The following is a 16,848-nucleotide window of genomic DNA, read 5'->3' as shown; positions in this document are numbered from 1 at the left end:
TATGTTTATTTAAAAAAGTTCTTCAAAACAAACCAGACGTTGGCCGGGCGCTCGGCAAGCCGCCTCATAAAATACCCGAACCAGTCGATTCCGTAAGGTACGTAAGCGCGCACCCGGTATCCTTCCGCGACCAACTGCTTTTGAAGATCCTCGCGGATTCCGTAAAGCATCTGGAACTCGAACTGATCCCCCGAAATCTTCATATCTCGGATAAAAGCTTTCATCTCGTTAATGACCGCTTCGTCGTGACTGGCGATTGCGGCATAATTGCCGTTTAATAAGTGCTGTTTAATGATTTTTTTATAATTGTCATCCACGTCTTTCTTCTCGGGAAAAGCAACCTTCGGCGATTCCTTGTAGGCGCCTTTGACTAGACGCAGATTCGCGTGAATGCTGTTCAAATCGCGGATATCCTGCTCCGAGCGGTACAAGTATGCCTGAATAACGGTGCCGACATTATCGTATTCGTCGCGCAGCTCGTGCAGAATATCGAGCGTGATCTGGCAGTGCTCGTAATCCTCCATATCGATGCGGACGAAATTCCCGTGCTTCTTGGCGCAGTCCAGAATCCGGCGCATGTTCTGCAGGCACAGATCCTTGCTGATATCCAGACCCAGCGAAGTCATCTTAAGCGAAAGGTTCGAGTTGACACCGGACGCTGCAATCGCTTCCAAAGTCTTGATACACATCTCGGCCGATTCGTTGGCCTCTTCCTCGCTGAACACAAATTCGCCCAAATGATCCAGCGTGGCGAAACGGCCGTCGCTGTTCAGCCCGCGGACAGCTTCAATTGCCTGCTGAATGGATTCCCCCGCCACAAAACGGGCGGCTCCAAACCGGAGACCGAACTTTTTGGCCATTTTGTTCGCCGAATGGCTTTTGCCCAGCGCTTGGAACATATTTCTCATGATGGCTTCCATAAAGATGCCTCCATATTCCAAATTATTGAATATTGTGTTCACATCAATGAACACATATGTTTAATATATGTCCAATAATACAATAATGTTCATCACTTGTATACACTTTCTTCTATTTTCAGCCAATAAAAAAACACCTCTGAACAATTTCTTGTCCAAAGGTGCGCATAAATTGTACTTGCTATCCTTGTTACGCGAAGATCTGCCGCTACTCCGTGTGGATATCGTACTCCCTCATTTTCTTATAGAGGGTCCCGCGAGAAATGCCGAGCAGCTTGGCGGCCGCGCTTTTGTTGCCGTATGCCCTCCGCAAAGCTTCTTCGATCAGATGGTCTTCTGGTTGAAAAGCCGAATGAGGCTTCGCCGCTCCCGTTTCCTCTCTGTCCGCGAAAAAAACGGCATGCTGCATTTTGGAGGAAAGACCCGGAGGCAGGTGAACACCCGTAATCGTATCTCCCTCACAAAGAATGACGGCGCGCTCCATGACATTCCGCAGCTCCCGGATATTGCCGGGCCAGTCATGATTCATAAGTACGTTCAGCACGTCCGGATCAACCTTGGGAACGGGCTTGTGATAATGCTCCGTAAATTCCCGGATAAAAGCCTGCACCAGCTCGGGAATATCTTCTCTCCGCTCACGCAGGGGCGGGATTTCGATGCTCATCACGTTGAGCTGATAAAACAAATCCTCCAGAAAAAGCCCCTGCTCCATAAGCGGCTGCAGAGAAGTATGCGTCGTGGCGATAATTCTCGCATCCGTACGGATACTTTCTTCCCCGCCTGCACGATGGAACGACTTGTCCCTTAAATACTGGGAAAGCTTGAGCTGGATATCCAGGGGCATCTCGCCCACTTCCTCCAGAAATAAAGTGCCGCCGTCGGCAAACTCCAGCTTCCCTTCCTTGCCCTGGTCTTCGCCGCTTGTAAAAGCGCCTCCCTGGTAGCCGAAAAGCTCCGTTTCGAGCAGACCACCCGGAATGGCTCCGCAGTGCAGAGAAACGAAAGCGGCGTCTTTGCGCTCGCTGCTGTAATGAATGGCCTGGGCAAGCATCTCCTTGCCCGAGCCCGGTTCCCCGACAAGCAGTACGGGGGTGCTGAAACGGGCGAATTTGCGGGCAACTTCCAGGGAGCGTTTAATATCGTGGCCCATTCCGATAATGGACGAGAAAGGCTTGTCCTGCTCGATCCGTAGCGGAATGGCCGAATACAGTTCTTCGTTTAGACGCACGATCCGCGTGATATCCTGTTCCGTGGCAATCCCGCCGATAATCTGATTGTTCTCCACGATTGGAGAAGCGCTGATCAGGACGTGGGTGTCCGGGGCGGGCTGGTGATAGACTTGGCGGATGGTCCGGCCTTCGTCCAATATTTGATGAAGCATGATCGATTCTTTCTCAAAATGCTCGCCGATCGTCCGTCCGATAATGTCCTGCTTGCCGATCCCGTACACTTGCTCCGCCGTCCGGTTCCAGTAAATAACGCGGCCCTCCCGGTCTACCGCCGTCACCGCGTCGTTGACGGTTTCCACGAGGGTATCCAGATAGGAGACCAACTGCCTTTTCTCCTGCTGCAGACAGTTCATCATGGCTTCGGCCGTAACGATGCCCAGCTTCCCCGAATCCTCGCCGAGAACCAGAACAGGCTTCTGCCAGTCGGTCTGGAGCTCGCCCAGCCTGGACTTCGGACAAGCGGCCGAGCAGGGCCAGCCTGTACGGCGGACCCACTCATCTATAGTCATATCCGGATGAAAAGCATCCAGAAATTTCGCTTCCTGATAGGAAATGATATAAGCCGCAGCAGGGACCGTCTCCACGATCACAAAACGGACCTGTTCCAGCAGAGCCTTGGCTTGCGATACCGGGCATTCCCCCTCCAAAGCAAGGAAAGAGGTGTCCAACTGAAGGTGTTCAAGACCGAACATGAATGTGTATCCTCTCGTCAATAATCTCTATTTAAAATTAACACAGTTATGTAACCAAATCCATCGGATCCGGTTAATTTGGCTCTCTCCAAAAGGAAAAGACCCGCTCCTCCGGAGGAGGAAGCAGGTCTCATTCTGTATGAGGTCAGATTTTAAATTTGGAGAGGTTCTCCTGCAAACTTTGGGCCATCCGGCTCAAAGATTCGCTCGCGGAGGAAACTTCCTCCATAGAAGCAAGCTGCTGCTCGGATGCCGCGGAAATCATCTGGGCACTGTCTGACGAGCCCTGGGAGATTTGCAGCATTTCCATCATCGAAGCGCTCACTTCCTCGGAGCCGGCAGACATTTGTTCCGTTGCCGCGGAAACCTCGCGGATCTGATCCGATACGTTCTGAACGGCTGTGTAGATATCTTGGAAAACAATCCCGGCAATATGGATGATTTCCGCACCCTTGCCGACTTCCGCAACGCCCCGGTCCATCGTCGTGATGGCATTATCCGTGGACGTGCGGATGTGCGCGATCAGCTCCGTAATATGCGCGGCCGATTTCGCGGACTGCTCCGCGAGCTTCTTCACCTCGCCCGCTACGACGGCAAAACCGCGCCCATGCTCACCCGCTCTGGCCGCCTCAATGGAGGCGTTGAGCGAGAGCATCTGGGTCTGGCTCGCAATTTGCGTGATGGCGTCGACAATGTCGCCGATTTGCCGCGAATGCTCGCCGAGCGTTTTAAGCTCCCCGGAGGTGACGGTTACGGAATCGCGGATAGAATCCATCTGCCGGACCGCCATCTGGATGGCGTTGTTCCCCTGCTTCGCCTCGGCGGCCGTCCGGTTAGTCGTATCGGCAACCGTCGACGAAGACTCCGCGATCCGCTGGATGCCTCCTGCCATCTCCTCCATCGCCTTCGAGCTCTGCTCGGCGCTCTGCACCTGCGTTTCCGAGCCGCGAACGATTTCCTCGATCGACTGGCCCACGTGCTTGGACGCTTCGACCGATTCGGCCGACGAAGCCGTCAGCTCTTCCGAGGAAGCGGCAACCTGCTCCGCCATGAGGCTCACGTCCCCGATGATCGCGCTCATCGATTCGAGCATCTTGTTCGTATTTTGGGCGATATCCCCGATCTCGTCTTTCGAAGTTACCTGCAAGCGGGGGGTCAGGTCTCCTCCCGCAACCTTCTTCAGCACTTCCGAAAGATACAGCATAGGCGCAACGGCCACCCTGCCGATCTGCCAGGAAATGAGTAGAACCAGGATGCTCACGACCAGAATGATGAGGGTAGTCGTCCGAACGAACTTCTGGAGTGTCCCCAGAATCTCCGCGTCATTGGTCAAGACAATCATCTTCCAGCCGGTAGCCGATACGGTATAATAGGAGGCTGTCCGGTCTATATTTTCATCCGACTTGTAATCGACTTCGCCATCATTGCCCACCAGTACCTGTTCTTTGAATTTTTTCAGCTCGTTCGGCTGCATCACCTCATCAAGCTTCTTCCCGATCCGTGCTTTATCCGGATGAGTCATATAGGTGCCCTCACCGGAGATCAGGTAACCGAAACCGCTCTCGCCCACTTTGACTCCTTCTATAAGCTTTTGAAGAATGTCGGGGTTAATGACCGCATGAATGGCGCCGAGGAACTCGCCTCCCTCTATGATCGGAACGGCGATGACAATGATCGGTTTTCCCGTTTTGGAATTGATAATCATGTCGCTGACGACCGTTTTTTTCGTTTCGACCATTTTCTTGAAAAACTCGCGTTCCCCGACTTTCGACACGAGGCCCTCGGTGTTTGTACTAGTACTGTCCTTCTCCACGTAGGCAAAGTACTCGAATTCTTTATCGATTTCCCCAACCGTCTTGAGCATACTCAAAATTTGGGTCTTTTCCCCTTTAGCCATCTCGGGATGCTTCTTTATCATCTCTTCGACCATTGATATTCTCTGTCGCACCCAGTAATCTACGCTATCGGCATTGGACTTCGCCAGGTTTTTCATGTTGTGGGCAATCTCATTCTCCGTGTTGGTTTTCGCCATATTCAGAAGAACGACGGATGTCACGACCAGCGGCACAAGCGAAAGCAGCAGAAAAGCGGCGATCAGCTTTGTTTTCAGGGAATTTTTCAGCTTCATTTTCTTCCACACCTGGTTCATCTGCTTTTCCTCCTGTTATGTATGTCAGCTTATTATTTATCGGAGAAAACCGGGAAAGAGTTGAGTTCATTTTTTGCACAAAAGAGAAGCCTGCTTATCTTGCCGGTCTAGTACCTGTGACCTATACTTGAAAAAGAACAAAAAAAGGCAGGTGCCCCATGAAGTGGTTTACGGACTATAAAGAAGAACTGGAGCTTGTTTTCGAAGAGGCGGTGCGCAGGGTTGCCGCATTTCCCGCCCCGCTGCACACGGCCGGTCTGGACTATCTGGACAAGTTTCATCCCCTGAAAAAAGACAGCACGAAAAACTACATCTGCTATCTGCTGCCGTTCTGGCTGAAGGAACAGACCAAGCTCCCTTCCGATATGTACAGAACGCTTTCATTAGCCAATGTGTTCGTCATGCTTCATTTTTTCGTCCAGGACGATTTCATGGACACGGATACGGAAGCGGGCGAGCGCCGGCTGATGCTGCCCCTCTCGAATCTGTTTCAAGCGGAATATTCCCGCCTCTACCGGGAGTGTTTTCCTGCGGATTCCCCGTTCTGGGCATACGCGGACACCTACCTGCGGCAGTGGGCGGAATGCGTCGCCAAAGAGAACGAAGCGGATTATTTCCGCAAAGACCCGGTCCGCATCGCGTATAAAGCCGCTCCCGTTAAACTGGCAAGTACGGGCGCCCTGCTGTTAAGCGGTCAGGAGGAGCTGATCGGGCCGTTCTCGCGGCAGACGGATCATACGCTGCTGGCCCTGCAAATGGCCGATGACTGGGCCGACTGGCGGGAAGACCTGGAGACGGGCAGCTACAACTGCCTCCTCTCTCTGATCCGGACGCGAAGAGGCTTGCAGCCGGAGGAGCCGCTTACGGAAGACAACGTCAAACAAGCCGTGTTCATTCACGGCTGCCTGCGCGATTATGCCGAGGCCGCATCGGCCTCCGCCGGTGCCTGGACCGGCTTGTTCCATGCCCCGCATATGGACGCCTTTCATCAATCCCTGTTGGATGACCTCTTGGCGGAAGCTTCGCGGATTGACAAAGAAAGGGGACTTTTGGAACTAGGAGGATTTGCCTACTTACTGTCAAAAAGAAACAAATCTTGATGACATTAGACCTATACCCATGCTATACTCAGGGCGGAATATGATCCCTTTACTTTGAAAGGATGAGCCTTGTGTCAGCAGAAGAGATTTTGAAAAATCAAATCATTGAGAAAGCTTGGGCGGACCCCGAATTCAAGAAAGCGTTGATGAACGACCCTAGAGGAGCCTTAAAGCAAGCCTTTGACATCGAGCTGCCGGAATCGGCGGATGTAAAAGTTCTGGATGAAGCTCCGGGCCAGTACTTTCTCCTGCTTCCTCCGAATCCGGCTGAAGTACTCAGCGCCAAATCCGACGCGAACAGCGTCTGGTAATCCCCTACACAACGGCTAGCCGGGTATCGAAGGAAACCGGACGATCGCTTCAGTGCCGACACCTTTCTCGCTCTTAAATTCCAGACGGCCATGCATGACCTCGATGATCCGGAAGGTGACCATAAGACCCAGGCCAGTCCCCTTGGTTTTCGTTGAAAAGTACGGCTCTCCAAGTTTGGAGAGCTCTTTTGTTTCCATTCCCTCCCCGTTATCCCGGATATGAATCCACACTTCATTCTTCTCTTTGTACGCCCAGATCTGGATCTGCCCCTGCCCGTCCAATGCCTCGATACTATTCTTAATGATGTTAATAAACGCCTGTTTGAATTTCGAAGAATTGCCCTCGATGTACAGATCCTCCGGCACCTCCAGCGTAATTTCACCGCCTTGAAGATTAGCCAGCGGAACCAAAATGCCTTCGATTTGCTTCAATTCCTGGCAGATGTTCAGTGACGTGATATGTTCCAATTGCGGCTTCGCGAACGTAAGGAAGTCCGTAATGATGTTGGAAGCCCGGTCGAGTTCCTCGATCGCCATGTTCATGTACCCTTTTTCCTTCTGGCCCAGCTTCTCTGCCGCCAATTGAAGGAAACCTCTCGTCACCTGCAGAGGGTTGCGCACCTCATGAGCCACGGAGGCGGCGAGGTCGCTTATGATCTCCATTTTTTCCGCTCGCTGCAGCTCATTGTTGTACATCACCAGTTCCTTGGAATACCTCACGATTTTCTCGTGATCGCGGGCAAATCCCCTGCCGAGAATTATGATCAGCGAGGTCACGAAGCATACGATTCCAAACTTCCAGTAAATAAACTCGTACTGTTCGTTTTTGACATAGAATACGAGCAGATCGACGACTCCGGATGCCGCGAAAAGACCGATTCCCGTCGTTAAGGTTATCCCGTCCTTGCTGCCCTTGACCGCATGCGTGATAGCCATTCCGATGAGCAGCGCGAATTGGATCAGCATCGTAAGCCCCAGCATCGTCACCGTCATGAAATAATAAGCTTTGTCGTACCGGTAGGAGGCCAGGTGGTTCACCAGTTGGAACAGAACGCAGAGAACCGAGAAGCCGATCTGGAACCAGCGGTACTTCGTCAGCATCGACCAGGCCCCGTGACCCAATATTTGTTCGAAATACACCGTCAGGGTCGGCAAAAACACAAGCAGCGCCAGATCAAACAAACTTTCGATCCACTTGCCCTGATCTTCAAAAAACGTATACGTAAACTGGGAAGACCCGATCATGAGCATCCCGATAGCCAGAATGACCAGACTGAGCGAGAGCCATTTGGCAAGCTGCCCCCGGCTCAGAAATACCGTGCAGATCAACATCAGGAGGGCAATGAACACGAAGGCGCAGCCCAGCAAAACATCGGTCAGATTCGATTTGACATAACCGGGAAGCAGCGCCTGATAATCCCCGATTTGAATGTTTTTCTGGATCCCTATCCGGTCGCTGTCCGTTTCGATATGAATATAAATCGTTTTGCCGGATTCTTTGGCACTGAGCGGGATCAGAAGCCGGTTCTTGTCGTACACGTACGTGTGTCCCGCTTTATAGATTTTGCGTTCATCCGTAAAAACTTCGATGTGGTGACCGTACAGTTTGCCGATCAGCATGCCCGGCTCGTCCCATTCCAGCTGAGGCAGTTCGATTTTCACCCAGAGTGCGGTAACGCCCTCCGGCTTGACCGGCATGTCCCCCTTCTCATTAGCGGGCGTCCATCCGTTTGTGCCGGCCGGAGTCCGTGTCCCGTCAGGGCCAGTCCCCTGACTGTCCCATTTGTACGCCCATTCGGTAATCTTAATCGTATCCAAGGGAGATTGCCCCCGCGCCGTGGCCGGCACGAACAACAGAGTAAGCAGTACAATCCCGGTAAACACGAATGCCAGGAACGCCGTTGCTCTTGATTTGGTCATTATGTATGCACCTCTGAAGAAAAATAGAAAAGGATAGTCTTATGCCGGAGTACCTAAGATGACAAAATTCGCCAAATACACTTACATTTCCTGCCTATTCGAAAAAATAAATGACAAAGCGCGATTTTATTCGACAAACATCGCTGTACGGCTTTCTATTTCTCCGTTTCCAGCAGATAAATCCTGTCCCGGAACCCTCCGCGCTTGTCCGCTTTCCGCCTGCGCAAAGCCTCCAGTTCTTCCGTTTTCCCGGATGATTGCCGGTATTTTATCCCGAACGAGTTTGTTATAAATGGTCATACGCAGCCTCCGTCTTAGCGGTTCCGTTTGTTCTAAGCTTACCATTTTGTAAGAAGCGTCAAAACACCTGACGGCAGAAAGCCGCAATTTATCTTCCTTAAAATCCATTATGAGGGTCGAACGGCCGAAAACGGCGCCCCTACAAGGATTTTCTTGCACATTCCGCCGATTGCCGATACATTTATAAGTACTTGGGACAAACAGATCGGAGGAAAACACCGTGGACGTTCTTATATTAGGAAGTGCCAGCGCTTCGGGAAGCAGGGAAAGGGACAACACTTACCTGCTTCTTCAGCATGAAGAAGGCAATTGGATGATAGACGTGGGCGGCAATCCGCTCGGCAAGCTGAAGCAGGCTGAGATCCCGCTGCAAACCATCCAAGGGGTCATTCTTACTCATTTCCACATCGACCATATTTTCGGTCTCCCTTCTTTGCTCTGGGGCATGTGGCTCGGCAAAAGAAAAGAGCCGCTGATCATCTGCTGCCCGCAGGATCATCAGGACCAGCTCGGCGATATTCTCCGCGCGTACCGAACCGACGAGTGGCCCATCGGCTTCGAGATCAAGGTGCAGCCGTTCGACTGCGCAGAGCCCGGAACCTTGTTCGTGCAGGGCGATATGACGGTCTCCGTCTTCACGAGCCTGCATTCCGGCTCCACATCGGGCATCCGGGTCGCATACGGGGACAAGGTGCTCGTGTATTCGGCGGACACGGCGCCGAGCGAGTGGATACGCAGCCAGCCAAGGATAGACGTACTGATCCACGAAGCGACGCAGGCCCGGGGTGACATGAGCATCCATACCAGCCTGGAAGGCATCCTGACCTACTATCCGGTCGACCGGATCCCTCAAGTGATTGCGATTCATCTCACGGATGACGAGCCTTACGAAGAGGTATTAGCCCAATATAAAAAAACCGGCACACCGGGCGTGTTGCTGGCACACGATATGATGAGGGTTTCTCTCTAGGAGGTGATTTTCTTTGAAAGTAATTGTGTATGATCTGGAGATGACCGTAACCCGCAAAAAGATCCACGTTTCAGAAATTATCGAAATCGGAGCGGCGGCCGTTGAATTCGCGGATGGCAAACCTGCCGTTACCGGCACGTTCCAGTCCTTCGTAAAACCCGACCGGTCTCCGGTTATTTCCGCTTCCACCCAGGCCCTGACGGGCATTAAGCAAAGCGAGCTGCAATCGGCGGAACCTTGGCCGCTCGTGCTGGAACGTCTGCTGGAATGGATCGGGGACGGAGACTACTATCTGTGCGCGTGGGGCCCCGACGACCTGATCCAGCTCGGCAGCGACTGCCGGATGCACGGCGTCAAAACCGACTGGATCTGCAACCACAACAACCTGCAAAAGCTTATGGCCGGACTCGTCCAGCAGGAGAAGCAGCAGCAGATGGGCCTCAAGACCGCCCTCGAATACTGGAATATCCCGTTCGACGGCTCCCATCACCGGGCTCTGGACGATGCGATGAATACCGCTAAGCTGTTCATCCATCTGCACGACCGGCTCGTGCTGGAGCGGAATCAGGCCGGGGATCTTCCCCTGTATACGACGGAGGTCGTGTACAAAACCGGCGACAGCTTCACGAACAACCCGTTCGAAAAGCTGGCCCTGTTCGCACAAAAGGAACCTACGACGTAGGTTCCTTTTCTTGTGGGCCGGCTGAGACTTTCCGGCAGCCAGCGATGCTGTCGGCGTCCGCCGGTGCTATAGGACGGCTTCGACAGCCGGCTGCATATCCAGAGGATCGACACCGGATTCGAAGCGCTTCACGACGTTGCCCTCGCGGTCGATGAGGAATTTGGTGAAATTCCATTTCACATCGTTGCCCTGGAGCAGATGCGGCTGCTTTTCCGACAGAAACGCATTCAGCATTTTCCCGCTCGGATGGTTCAGGTCAAAACCTTCGAAAGGCGCTTGTTCGGTCAAGTAAGCGAAAAGCGGATGCTTCTCTTCACCGCGTACGTCGATCTTCTCGAACAGCGGGAACGTAACGCCGTAGTTGAGCTGGCAGAAGGTGTTGACTTCCTCGTTCGTGCCCGGCTCCTGCCCGCCGAACTGGTTGCACGGAAATCCGAGGACGACAAGTCCCTGGTCCCGGTATTTCTCGTACAGCTTCTGCAGATCGGCATATTGCGACGTAAATCCGCATTGGCTCGCCGTATTGACGATCACTAGCACCTTGCCTTCATGCTCTTCAAGCTTCGTTTCCGCTCCGCGAATGTTTCTGGCCGAATAAGGGTATACGCTCATCGTCAAATTCCTCCATTTTTTTGCGGTCCCGCACTACAGGGGCGGCTGCCCGGCGGTGGTACAGGTACCCGGCTCCTATTTGATTTACAAAAATTAAATTGTCCGCAATTTATGTGCATTTCAAATGTAGCACAGTCCAAAAACCAAGTCAAAAACTTGGGTCTGCACGTCTCTCGGTTCCCAAAATTTCCATCCGGCATCCAAAAGCGGTATGATAGAAACGAGAACATGCAGATAAGGTGGAATGAATGACATGACAGGCAAGCGCAAAGGTTTTACAGGTCTTCTGCTTCTCGTGATGGCTCTTCTGGTCATCGCCGCAGGATGCGGTAAAGCGAAGACGGACGGAAGCGGCACGGCAACTCCGGCTCCGACGCCGTCCCCGACGGCAGCCGGTTCCGCGGGCGGTTCGGAGCCGCCGAAGACGGACGGCAAAAACCCGGTCGTGACCATCGAAATGGACAACGGCAAAATCATCAAAGCGGAGCTTTATCCGGAGGTGGCTCCAAATACGGTGAACAACTTCATTTCGCTCATCAAAAAAGGATTTTACGACGGCAAAATCTTTCACCGGGTCATCCCCGGTTTCATGATCCAGGGCGGCGACCCTGACGGAACCGGCGCCGGCGGCCCGGGCTACGGCATCAAAGGCGAGTTCACCTCCAACGGCTTCAAGAACGAGCTGAAGCACACCCGCGGCGTCCTCTCGATGGCCCGCGCCCAGGATCCGGACTCCGCCGGCTCCCAGTTCTTCGTCATGGTAGCGGACTCTCCGCATCTCGACGGACAGTACGCTTCCTTCGGCAAAGTAACCGAAGGCATGGAGGCGGTCGACGAGATCGTCAACCAGCCTACGGAAGCCAACGACCGTCCCAAAACTCCGCCGGCGATGAAGAAGGTCACGGTGGATACGCTCGGAGTCGACTATCCGGAGCCGAAAACGATTAAGTAAGCAGCCGCAGGCCGCCGCTCTCCGGTAGCGGAAACCGGCCGGCCCGCACCTTGCGTGCAGGCCGGAAAGGCCCGCCAGCATTCAAGCTGGCGGGCCTTTTGGCGCGCGAGAATATCTCCGGGGAAGCTCCTGTCCCGCCGGGCTCTTCACGCTCCTCAGTGCGTGATGTCGGCCGGGATGGCGTCCGCCGCCGCCGCAAGGTCCTTCCCGCTGAGGAAAATCTGCAGCCCCCGGCGTCCGGCCGAAATGCTGACCGGCTCGGTCGCAAGCGCCGCGCGCTCCAGATACAGCGGGTAGTTCTTTTTCATACCGAGCGGAGATACCCCGCCCCGTATGTAGCCGGTCAGCGCCTGCAGCTCCTTCACCGGGATCATGTCCACCTTCTTGTTGCCGCTTACCGAAGCGAGCGCCTTCAGGTGAAGCTCTTTGTCTCCCGGTATACAGGCCAGCAGAACCCCGGTTTTGTCCCCGCGCAAAACCAGGGTTTTATACATGCTGTCGATTCCGATCCCTACTTTTCCCGCCACGGTTCCCGCATCAAGTTGATCTTCGTCCCACTCGTATTCGTGAAGAGTATACAGGATACCGAGCTTGTCGAGCATCCGGCAAGCGTTTGTTTTGGCTTGTGTACCCATCGCTGAGCCTCCCTGCTGTGTTTGAATCGTTCTTACGCCCGGCCGTCCCCCGTCCCCATTCTCGCTTTCACGGAACGGGCATACTCGGACGGACTCATGCCGGACGCTTTCTTGAACGTTTTGGAAAAATGATGCACGCTCCCGAATCCGAGCCGGCCGGCGATTTCCGTAAAATTGCACGTCTCTTCCCGTATCAGGAGCTTGGCCTGTCCGATCTTGATCCGGCTCCAATATTTCATAATGGTTGTGCCGGTCTGCGCTTTGAAACTCTCTTTGAGCAGCGTTTTGCCGATATGAAAATGACGCGAAATTTCATCCAGCGTGACGGGAGATTCCACATTCGCTTCCATAAACGCAATCACTTTGGCCGCCAGCTCCTCCTGATTCTTCTGTCTTGCCGGAGATGACAGCTGGGCGGGAGAGGCTTTCTCGTCAAACGGCGCTTGACGCAGCAGCCGGATCAGGAACGCTTCCAGATAGCAGCGCAGCAGCTGCTCGGAACCGGGCAGAGCCCTCTCTCTTCGCTTCAGCGGATACTCGAACGGAAATTCGAACGCGTTCTCCCCTTCTTGGACAATCCGGGCCAGCAGATCCCTCTCTTCGTCCTCCAGCCTCAGCACCCCGCCCGCAAAAACGTTCATGGCCGGAGAATCGCAGTCAAAGGTCAGCACGATAACATTAGGCGCCCTGCCAGGAGCGGCCCGGAAGCTGTGAAATTCGTTCGGCTCGTGGAAGATAGCCATGCCCTGCTTGAGGACATGCCCGGCGTCGTCCGTCACAACCTCGATCTCTCCCTTGTCCACGTACAGAAACTCCCAGAAGTTATGCCGCTCTCCCCGGAACACGTAGTCCTTCCCATGCTCGAAATAATACATCGTGATGATGCTGCCGATCCGGATCACCTGCTCCAGGTGCGTCCTCTGCATCCGGTTAAGCCGGGCTTCCCGGGCTTGCTCCTCCTGATCTTCGCTCTCCTGCTCCCGGTTTTCACTTGTTCCACGGTTCCCCTGCTTTTCCAGGGCAGCCTGAACTTCCCGGGCACCGGGCTTTTCGCGCGGCTCCTTCTTTTTCTCCTCCACCTCTCTCGCCTCCCTTACCGTTCTGAACTAAAAGGGACAAAAAATCCGGCCCTTCGGACAAAGAAAAAGAAGGCTTCCCTTTTTATACTGAACGTAATGGATTTTATTCCTTTACCAAATGCGATTCAGAAAAGAGGAGCTTCTATGAACCTGGGAATAATCGGCTGCGGCGACCGCATCAGCCACGTTGCGTCGGAGATCATGAAGGAGGACCCGGACTGCAAAATAACCGCCATCACGGATATCCGTCTCGGGGAACTTCGGGAACAGTTCCGTGAAAAAGGACGGGAGGATATCTCCTTCTACGCATCCGCCGACGAGATGCTGGGTAACGAGCGGCTGGACGGCGTTCTGATCGGAACGCGCTGTTCCCTGCATACGCCCATGGCGCTCAAGGTGCTTTCCCGCCATCTGCCGCTGTATCTGGAAAAGCCTGTCGCGACAACGATGGAGGATCTGCTCCGGCTGAAACAGGGCTACGAGGCCTCCCGTTCACCGGTCGTAGTGTCGTTCCCCCTGCGGGTCACGTCCATCGTCAATTTCGTCCGGGAAATCATCGACTCCGGTAAAATCGGCACCGTCGAGCACGTGCAGGCCGTAAATAACGTGCCGTACGGGGCGGTGTATTACCAGAACTGGTACCGGGACGAAGCCGAAACAGGCGGACTTTTCCTCCAGAAGGCGACACACGACTTCGACTATATCAATTCGGTTCTCCGCCTCGCTCCGACGGATGTGGCCGCCATGACGTCCAAGCAAATTTTCAAAGGGACGAAACCTGCGGGCCTGAAATGCGCCGACTGCGAAGAGAAGCGGACCTGCCCGGACAGCACGGCGTTCCCCTCCAAGGATATCCCGGAGACGTGGGAATACTGCTTATACGCCGAAGATACCGGCAACGAGGATTCCGGCAGCGCGCTGATCCGCTACGAATCGGGCATGCATGTGTCGTATTCGCAAAATTTCTTCGCCCGCCGGGCGGCCGCCTCCAGAGGAGCTCGTTTCCTCGGGTACAAAGGTACCGTCGAGTTCGATTTCTACACGAGCCAGGTGAAAGTGTTCATGCACCACACCCCCCGTGTGGAGACTTACGAGATCGGGGCTGGCGACAATCATTTCGGCGGCGACTCCGCCCTTGCGGCCAATTTCGCCGGGCTGATGCGGGGCGCCGCTTCACCGGTCGCTACGATGGACGACGGCCTGTTAAGCGCCTTGATGTGCATCCAAGCCCGTGAATCGGCAGCATCCGGCACGTTCCGGCCTATCCGGTACGACACGCCGGCGGTAAGCGCGCCTTAACCGGCCGCTTGAAGCAGCCTGTCCATCACGGACGGGCTGCTGTCCGTTTTACTCGATCTCGTACACGAGCCAGTCCGTAGAGACATGCCCGCCCATTTTGTTGTACAACGACTGGGCGGCCGTATTATCTTTGGCCGTTTCCCACGTCATGTAGGCAAAGCCCTGCTCCCGGATATAGGCCAGACACGAGCGGAACAACCGCTCTCCGACTTTATGTCCACGGGCCGAAGCATCGACGAAAAGGTCGTTCAGCACGGCCGTCCGCTTGACTTGAAGCGTGCTGAACGAAAAATACAGCGTCGCGAAGCCGACGAGCGTACCGTCTTTTTCCGCTACAAACTGCAGACCGGCGGACGGATTCTCCCGGAGATGATCAATGAGCTTAACCAGTTCTCGTTCATCCGGACGGGGCCTTTTATAGAAATCGACGATATACTGGATCATGAGATCGTGAAGCTGGCGGGTATCTTCCGCCGTTGCGGGTCTGATGCTGACCGAATCCGTAGTCATGGCAGGCGTTCTCCTTCATAATGCGGTATAGGATTTATGCTTTTCTATCATTTTAGTTACGGCTGACTCCGGTTACAACCTTATTTTACAAATCCGCCCGCTTCTTCCTGTCCTTCCGCACACAAAAACATCGTGTGTTTTCCACTTGGCGAGTTTATAATAAATGGAATAAAACTTCATAGTTGCTGGAGGATTAGGAAATGAATGCCGTCGAGAAAAGAATTCATACTCTTCATCAGTACAAGCCCGCGCTGACGCTGGACCCGTCCGCAGCCGATCATTTCTGGGACAAGAAGCTGGACCTTTTCAAAAGCAAGCCCCTCAACGCCCGTGTCGAGCGGAGAGACTCGCTCATGAACGGAGTCGATACTTATCACGTTACCTACGAAGGGTTTGACGAGACCCCTATCCACGGCTGGTTTCTCGTCCCCTCTTTTCTGCAAAAGAAGAGCTACCCCTGTCTCGTTATGTTCCCGGGATATACGGCCGATAAAGGCCTGCCGGAACGATATGCGGCGTGGCTGCTGCAGGGTTTTGCCGTTTTTGCCGTCGATGTGAGGGGCCAGGGAGGCGAAACCGGAAACCGGCTCGACTACGACGGAGGAACCAGCACCGGCTGGATGACGCAGAACATCCTCGACAAGGACCGCTGCTATTACATGGCGGTTACGCTGGATGCGTACAAAGCGGTCGAGTGGGCCGCCGGACGGCCGGAAGTGCGGACGTCCAAAATCGCGGTAGTGGGCGGCAGCCAAGGCGGCGGCCTCTCGCTGATCGCGGGCGCGCTTCACGAGAAAGTGTCGCTGATCGTTGCGGACATCCCGAACATGTGCCACATGGATTTCGGCGTGCTGAACTCGGTCGGTTCCCTGAAGGAAGCCGCCGATTTTATCAAGCGGAACCCGGACCGGCTGGAACCGGTATTCGAAACGCTCGCCCATTTCGATATGATGAACCTGGCCCACCGCATCCGCGTGCCTGTCCGGATGACCGTCGGGCTCAAGGATATGGTGTGCTGGCCGGAGGCCATCTTCGCCGCTTACAACCGGATCGAAGGGGATAAGCACATCGACGTGCATCCTTTCTCCGGCCATGAAGTCAGCGAGCGGCAGCAGCAGGAGCACAGGAGATATCTGGCCGAGTGGGCCCGCGAGGCGCAGTAGAGCCGCACCGCGAGCCCGGCCCTAGAAGCAGGCCCTCACGTTATCCGTCGGCAGAGCATGCGGACGGATAGCGGAGGACCTGCTTTTTGGGGTGGCGGATGCGGGATGGGGCGAGGCTCCGGGGCAGGTCAGATGCAGCCGGTCCGATCCCGGCAAGCGGTGCAGACGCCCAGACACTCGGCAGTTCCGCTTCAGAGCCTGGCGCCGGGCTGCGGGAGCGCCAGGCTTGAGCGCCGCCATGCCTTGCAGGAACGCTGGCTCGTGATTCGCGCGCCGGAAGGCTGGCCCTGACCATGTGGTTCCCGGCCGATCATAGATTGGCAGG

General features: G+C 54.6%; 17 protein-coding genes. 8 read left to right on the top strand and 9 right to left on the bottom strand.

Translation table 11 applies throughout. The features are described from left to right. Nucleotides 1–5: 5 nt before the first annotated feature. The 3 genes from AC2TF6_RS05260 to AC2TF6_RS05250 form a co-directional block, all read right to left on the bottom strand. Nucleotides 6–920: a proline dehydrogenase family protein gene (locus tag AC2TF6_RS05260; RefSeq protein ID WP_491310213.1), complete on the bottom strand. Its 915-nt coding sequence runs from the start codon at nt 918–920 to the stop codon at nt 6–8. Nucleotides 921–1,128: 208 nt separating this feature from the next. Beyond that, nucleotides 1,129–2,841, bottom strand: a complete 1,713-nt coding sequence (locus AC2TF6_RS05255) for a sigma-54 interaction domain-containing protein (RefSeq protein WP_491310212.1) — start codon at nt 2,839–2,841, stop codon at nt 1,129–1,131. A 145-nt stretch (nt 2,842–2,986) separates the two neighbouring features. Beyond that, nucleotides 2,987–4,990, bottom strand: a complete 2,004-nt coding sequence (locus tag AC2TF6_RS05250) for a methyl-accepting chemotaxis protein (RefSeq protein ID WP_491310211.1) — start codon at nt 4,988–4,990, stop codon at nt 2,987–2,989. 158 nt (nt 4,991–5,148) lie between these two features. On the opposite strand from AC2TF6_RS05250, the gene AC2TF6_RS05245 reads away from it, so the two are divergent. Together AC2TF6_RS05245 and AC2TF6_RS05240 are read left to right on the top strand one after the other, a co-directional pair. After that, nucleotides 5,149–6,090: a hypothetical protein gene (locus tag AC2TF6_RS05245; protein WP_491310210.1), complete on the top strand. Its 942-nt coding sequence runs from the start codon at nt 5,149–5,151 to the stop codon at nt 6,088–6,090. A gap of 71 nt (nt 6,091–6,161) precedes the next feature. Further along, nucleotides 6,162–6,401 (top strand): NHLP leader peptide family RiPP precursor, encoded by a 240-nt coding sequence (locus AC2TF6_RS05240; RefSeq protein WP_491310209.1) that lies wholly within the window; start codon nt 6,162–6,164, stop codon nt 6,399–6,401. 15 nt (nt 6,402–6,416) lie between these two features. Here the strand turns inward: AC2TF6_RS05240 and AC2TF6_RS05235 are convergent, their stop codons facing one another. Both AC2TF6_RS05235 and AC2TF6_RS05230 read right to left on the bottom strand, forming a co-directional pair. Continuing rightward, complete coding sequence (locus AC2TF6_RS05235; RefSeq protein WP_491310208.1) at nt 6,417–8,321, bottom strand: ATP-binding protein; 1,905 nt, start codon at nt 8,319–8,321, stop codon at nt 6,417–6,419. A gap of 126 nt (nt 8,322–8,447) precedes the next feature. After that, complete coding sequence (locus tag AC2TF6_RS05230) at nt 8,448–8,621, bottom strand: hypothetical protein (protein WP_491310207.1); 174 nt, start codon at nt 8,619–8,621, stop codon at nt 8,448–8,450. Between the two features lie 220 nt (nt 8,622–8,841). Here AC2TF6_RS05230 and AC2TF6_RS05225 point away from each other — a divergent pair, with 220 nt between their 5' ends. Together AC2TF6_RS05225 and AC2TF6_RS05220 are read left to right on the top strand one after the other, a co-directional pair. After that, nucleotides 8,842–9,591 (top strand): MBL fold metallo-hydrolase, encoded by a 750-nt coding sequence (locus tag AC2TF6_RS05225; protein WP_491310206.1) that lies wholly within the window; start codon nt 8,842–8,844, stop codon nt 9,589–9,591. Nucleotides 9,592–9,604: 13 nt separating this feature from the next. Then, nucleotides 9,605–10,273, top strand: a complete 669-nt coding sequence (locus AC2TF6_RS05220; RefSeq protein WP_491310205.1) for a 3'-5' exonuclease — start codon at nt 9,605–9,607, stop codon at nt 10,271–10,273. A gap of 66 nt (nt 10,274–10,339) precedes the next feature. Here the strand turns inward: AC2TF6_RS05220 and AC2TF6_RS05215 are convergent, their stop codons facing one another. Beyond that, nucleotides 10,340–10,885, bottom strand: a complete 546-nt coding sequence (locus AC2TF6_RS05215) for a glutathione peroxidase (RefSeq protein WP_491310204.1) — start codon at nt 10,883–10,885, stop codon at nt 10,340–10,342. Between the two features lie 253 nt (nt 10,886–11,138). Here AC2TF6_RS05215 and AC2TF6_RS05210 point away from each other — a divergent pair, with 253 nt between their 5' ends. Further along, nucleotides 11,139–11,837, top strand: coding sequence for a peptidylprolyl isomerase (locus AC2TF6_RS05210; protein WP_491310203.1), 699 nt, complete (start codon nt 11,139–11,141; stop codon nt 11,835–11,837). A 155-nt stretch (nt 11,838–11,992) separates the two neighbouring features. Here AC2TF6_RS05210 and ybaK read toward each other — a convergent pair whose 3' ends face one another. Both ybaK and AC2TF6_RS05200 read right to left on the bottom strand, forming a co-directional pair. Next, nucleotides 11,993–12,472, bottom strand: a complete 480-nt coding sequence (gene ybaK, locus AC2TF6_RS05205) for a Cys-tRNA(Pro) deacylase (protein ID WP_491310202.1) — start codon at nt 12,470–12,472, stop codon at nt 11,993–11,995. 32 nt (nt 12,473–12,504) lie between these two features. Beyond that, a complete protein-coding gene (locus tag AC2TF6_RS05200) occupies nt 12,505–13,551 on the bottom strand; it encodes an AraC family transcriptional regulator (RefSeq protein WP_491310201.1) in 1,047 nt (348 codons plus the stop codon). A gap of 144 nt (nt 13,552–13,695) precedes the next feature. On the opposite strand from AC2TF6_RS05200, the gene AC2TF6_RS05195 reads away from it, so the two are divergent. Beyond that, nucleotides 13,696–14,850 carry a Gfo/Idh/MocA family protein gene (locus AC2TF6_RS05195; protein ID WP_491310200.1) on the top strand — a complete coding sequence of 385 codons (1,155 nt, stop codon included), beginning with the start codon at nt 13,696–13,698 and terminating at the stop codon, nt 14,848–14,850. Nucleotides 14,851–14,898: 48 nt separating this feature from the next. Here the strand turns inward: AC2TF6_RS05195 and AC2TF6_RS05190 are convergent, their stop codons facing one another. Further along, on the bottom strand, nt 14,899–15,360 hold the full coding sequence (locus AC2TF6_RS05190; RefSeq protein ID WP_491310199.1) for a GNAT family N-acetyltransferase: 462 nt from the start codon (nt 15,358–15,360) through the stop codon (nt 14,899–14,901). A gap of 200 nt (nt 15,361–15,560) precedes the next feature. Here AC2TF6_RS05190 and AC2TF6_RS05185 point away from each other — a divergent pair, with 200 nt between their 5' ends. Together AC2TF6_RS05185 and AC2TF6_RS05180 are read left to right on the top strand one after the other, a co-directional pair. Next, nucleotides 15,561–16,523 (top strand): acetylxylan esterase, encoded by a 963-nt coding sequence (locus tag AC2TF6_RS05185; RefSeq protein WP_491310198.1) that lies wholly within the window; start codon nt 15,561–15,563, stop codon nt 16,521–16,523. 86 nt (nt 16,524–16,609) lie between these two features. Further along, a complete protein-coding gene (locus AC2TF6_RS05180) occupies nt 16,610–16,753 on the top strand; it encodes a hypothetical protein (protein ID WP_491310197.1) in 144 nt (47 codons plus the stop codon). Nucleotides 16,754–16,848: the final 95 nt, after the last annotated feature.

It is taken from the genome of Paenibacillus sp. JNUCC 35 (assembly GCF_058269095.1).
Note: the sequence above shows the minus strand (reverse complement) of the source record. Positions and strands in the feature narration are given on the sequence as shown.

Bases quoted from the DNA above. Each gene is read 5' to 3' on its own strand.
- AC2TF6_RS05260 (WP_491310213.1), bottom strand. From the start codon at position 920: ATGGAAGCCATCATGAGAAATATGTTCCAAGCGCTGGGCAAAAGCCAT.
- AC2TF6_RS05255 (WP_491310212.1), bottom strand. From the start codon at position 2,841: ATGTTCGGTCTTGAACACCTTCAGTTGGACACCTCTTTCCTTGCTTTG.
- AC2TF6_RS05250 (WP_491310211.1), bottom strand. From the start codon at position 4,990: ATGAACCAGGTGTGGAAGAAAATGAAGCTGAAAAATTCCCTGAAAACA.
- AC2TF6_RS05245 (WP_491310210.1), top strand. From the start codon at position 5,149: ATGAAGTGGTTTACGGACTATAAAGAAGAACTGGAGCTTGTTTTCGAA.
- AC2TF6_RS05235 (WP_491310208.1), bottom strand. From the start codon at position 8,321: ATGACCAAATCAAGAGCAACGGCGTTCCTGGCATTCGTGTTTACCGGG.
- AC2TF6_RS05230 (WP_491310207.1), bottom strand. From the start codon at position 8,621: ATGACCATTTATAACAAACTCGTTCGGGATAAAATACCGGCAATCATC.
- AC2TF6_RS05215 (WP_491310204.1), bottom strand. From the start codon at position 10,885: ATGAGCGTATACCCTTATTCGGCCAGAAACATTCGCGGAGCGGAAACG.
- AC2TF6_RS05210 (WP_491310203.1), top strand. From the start codon at position 11,139: ATGACAGGCAAGCGCAAAGGTTTTACAGGTCTTCTGCTTCTCGTGATG.
- ybaK (WP_491310202.1), bottom strand. From the start codon at position 12,472: ATGGGTACACAAGCCAAAACAAACGCTTGCCGGATGCTCGACAAGCTC.
- AC2TF6_RS05195 (WP_491310200.1), top strand. From the start codon at position 13,696: ATGAACCTGGGAATAATCGGCTGCGGCGACCGCATCAGCCACGTTGCG.
- AC2TF6_RS05190 (WP_491310199.1), bottom strand. From the start codon at position 15,360: ATGACTACGGATTCGGTCAGCATCAGACCCGCAACGGCGGAAGATACC.
- AC2TF6_RS05185 (WP_491310198.1), top strand. From the start codon at position 15,561: ATGAATGCCGTCGAGAAAAGAATTCATACTCTTCATCAGTACAAGCCC.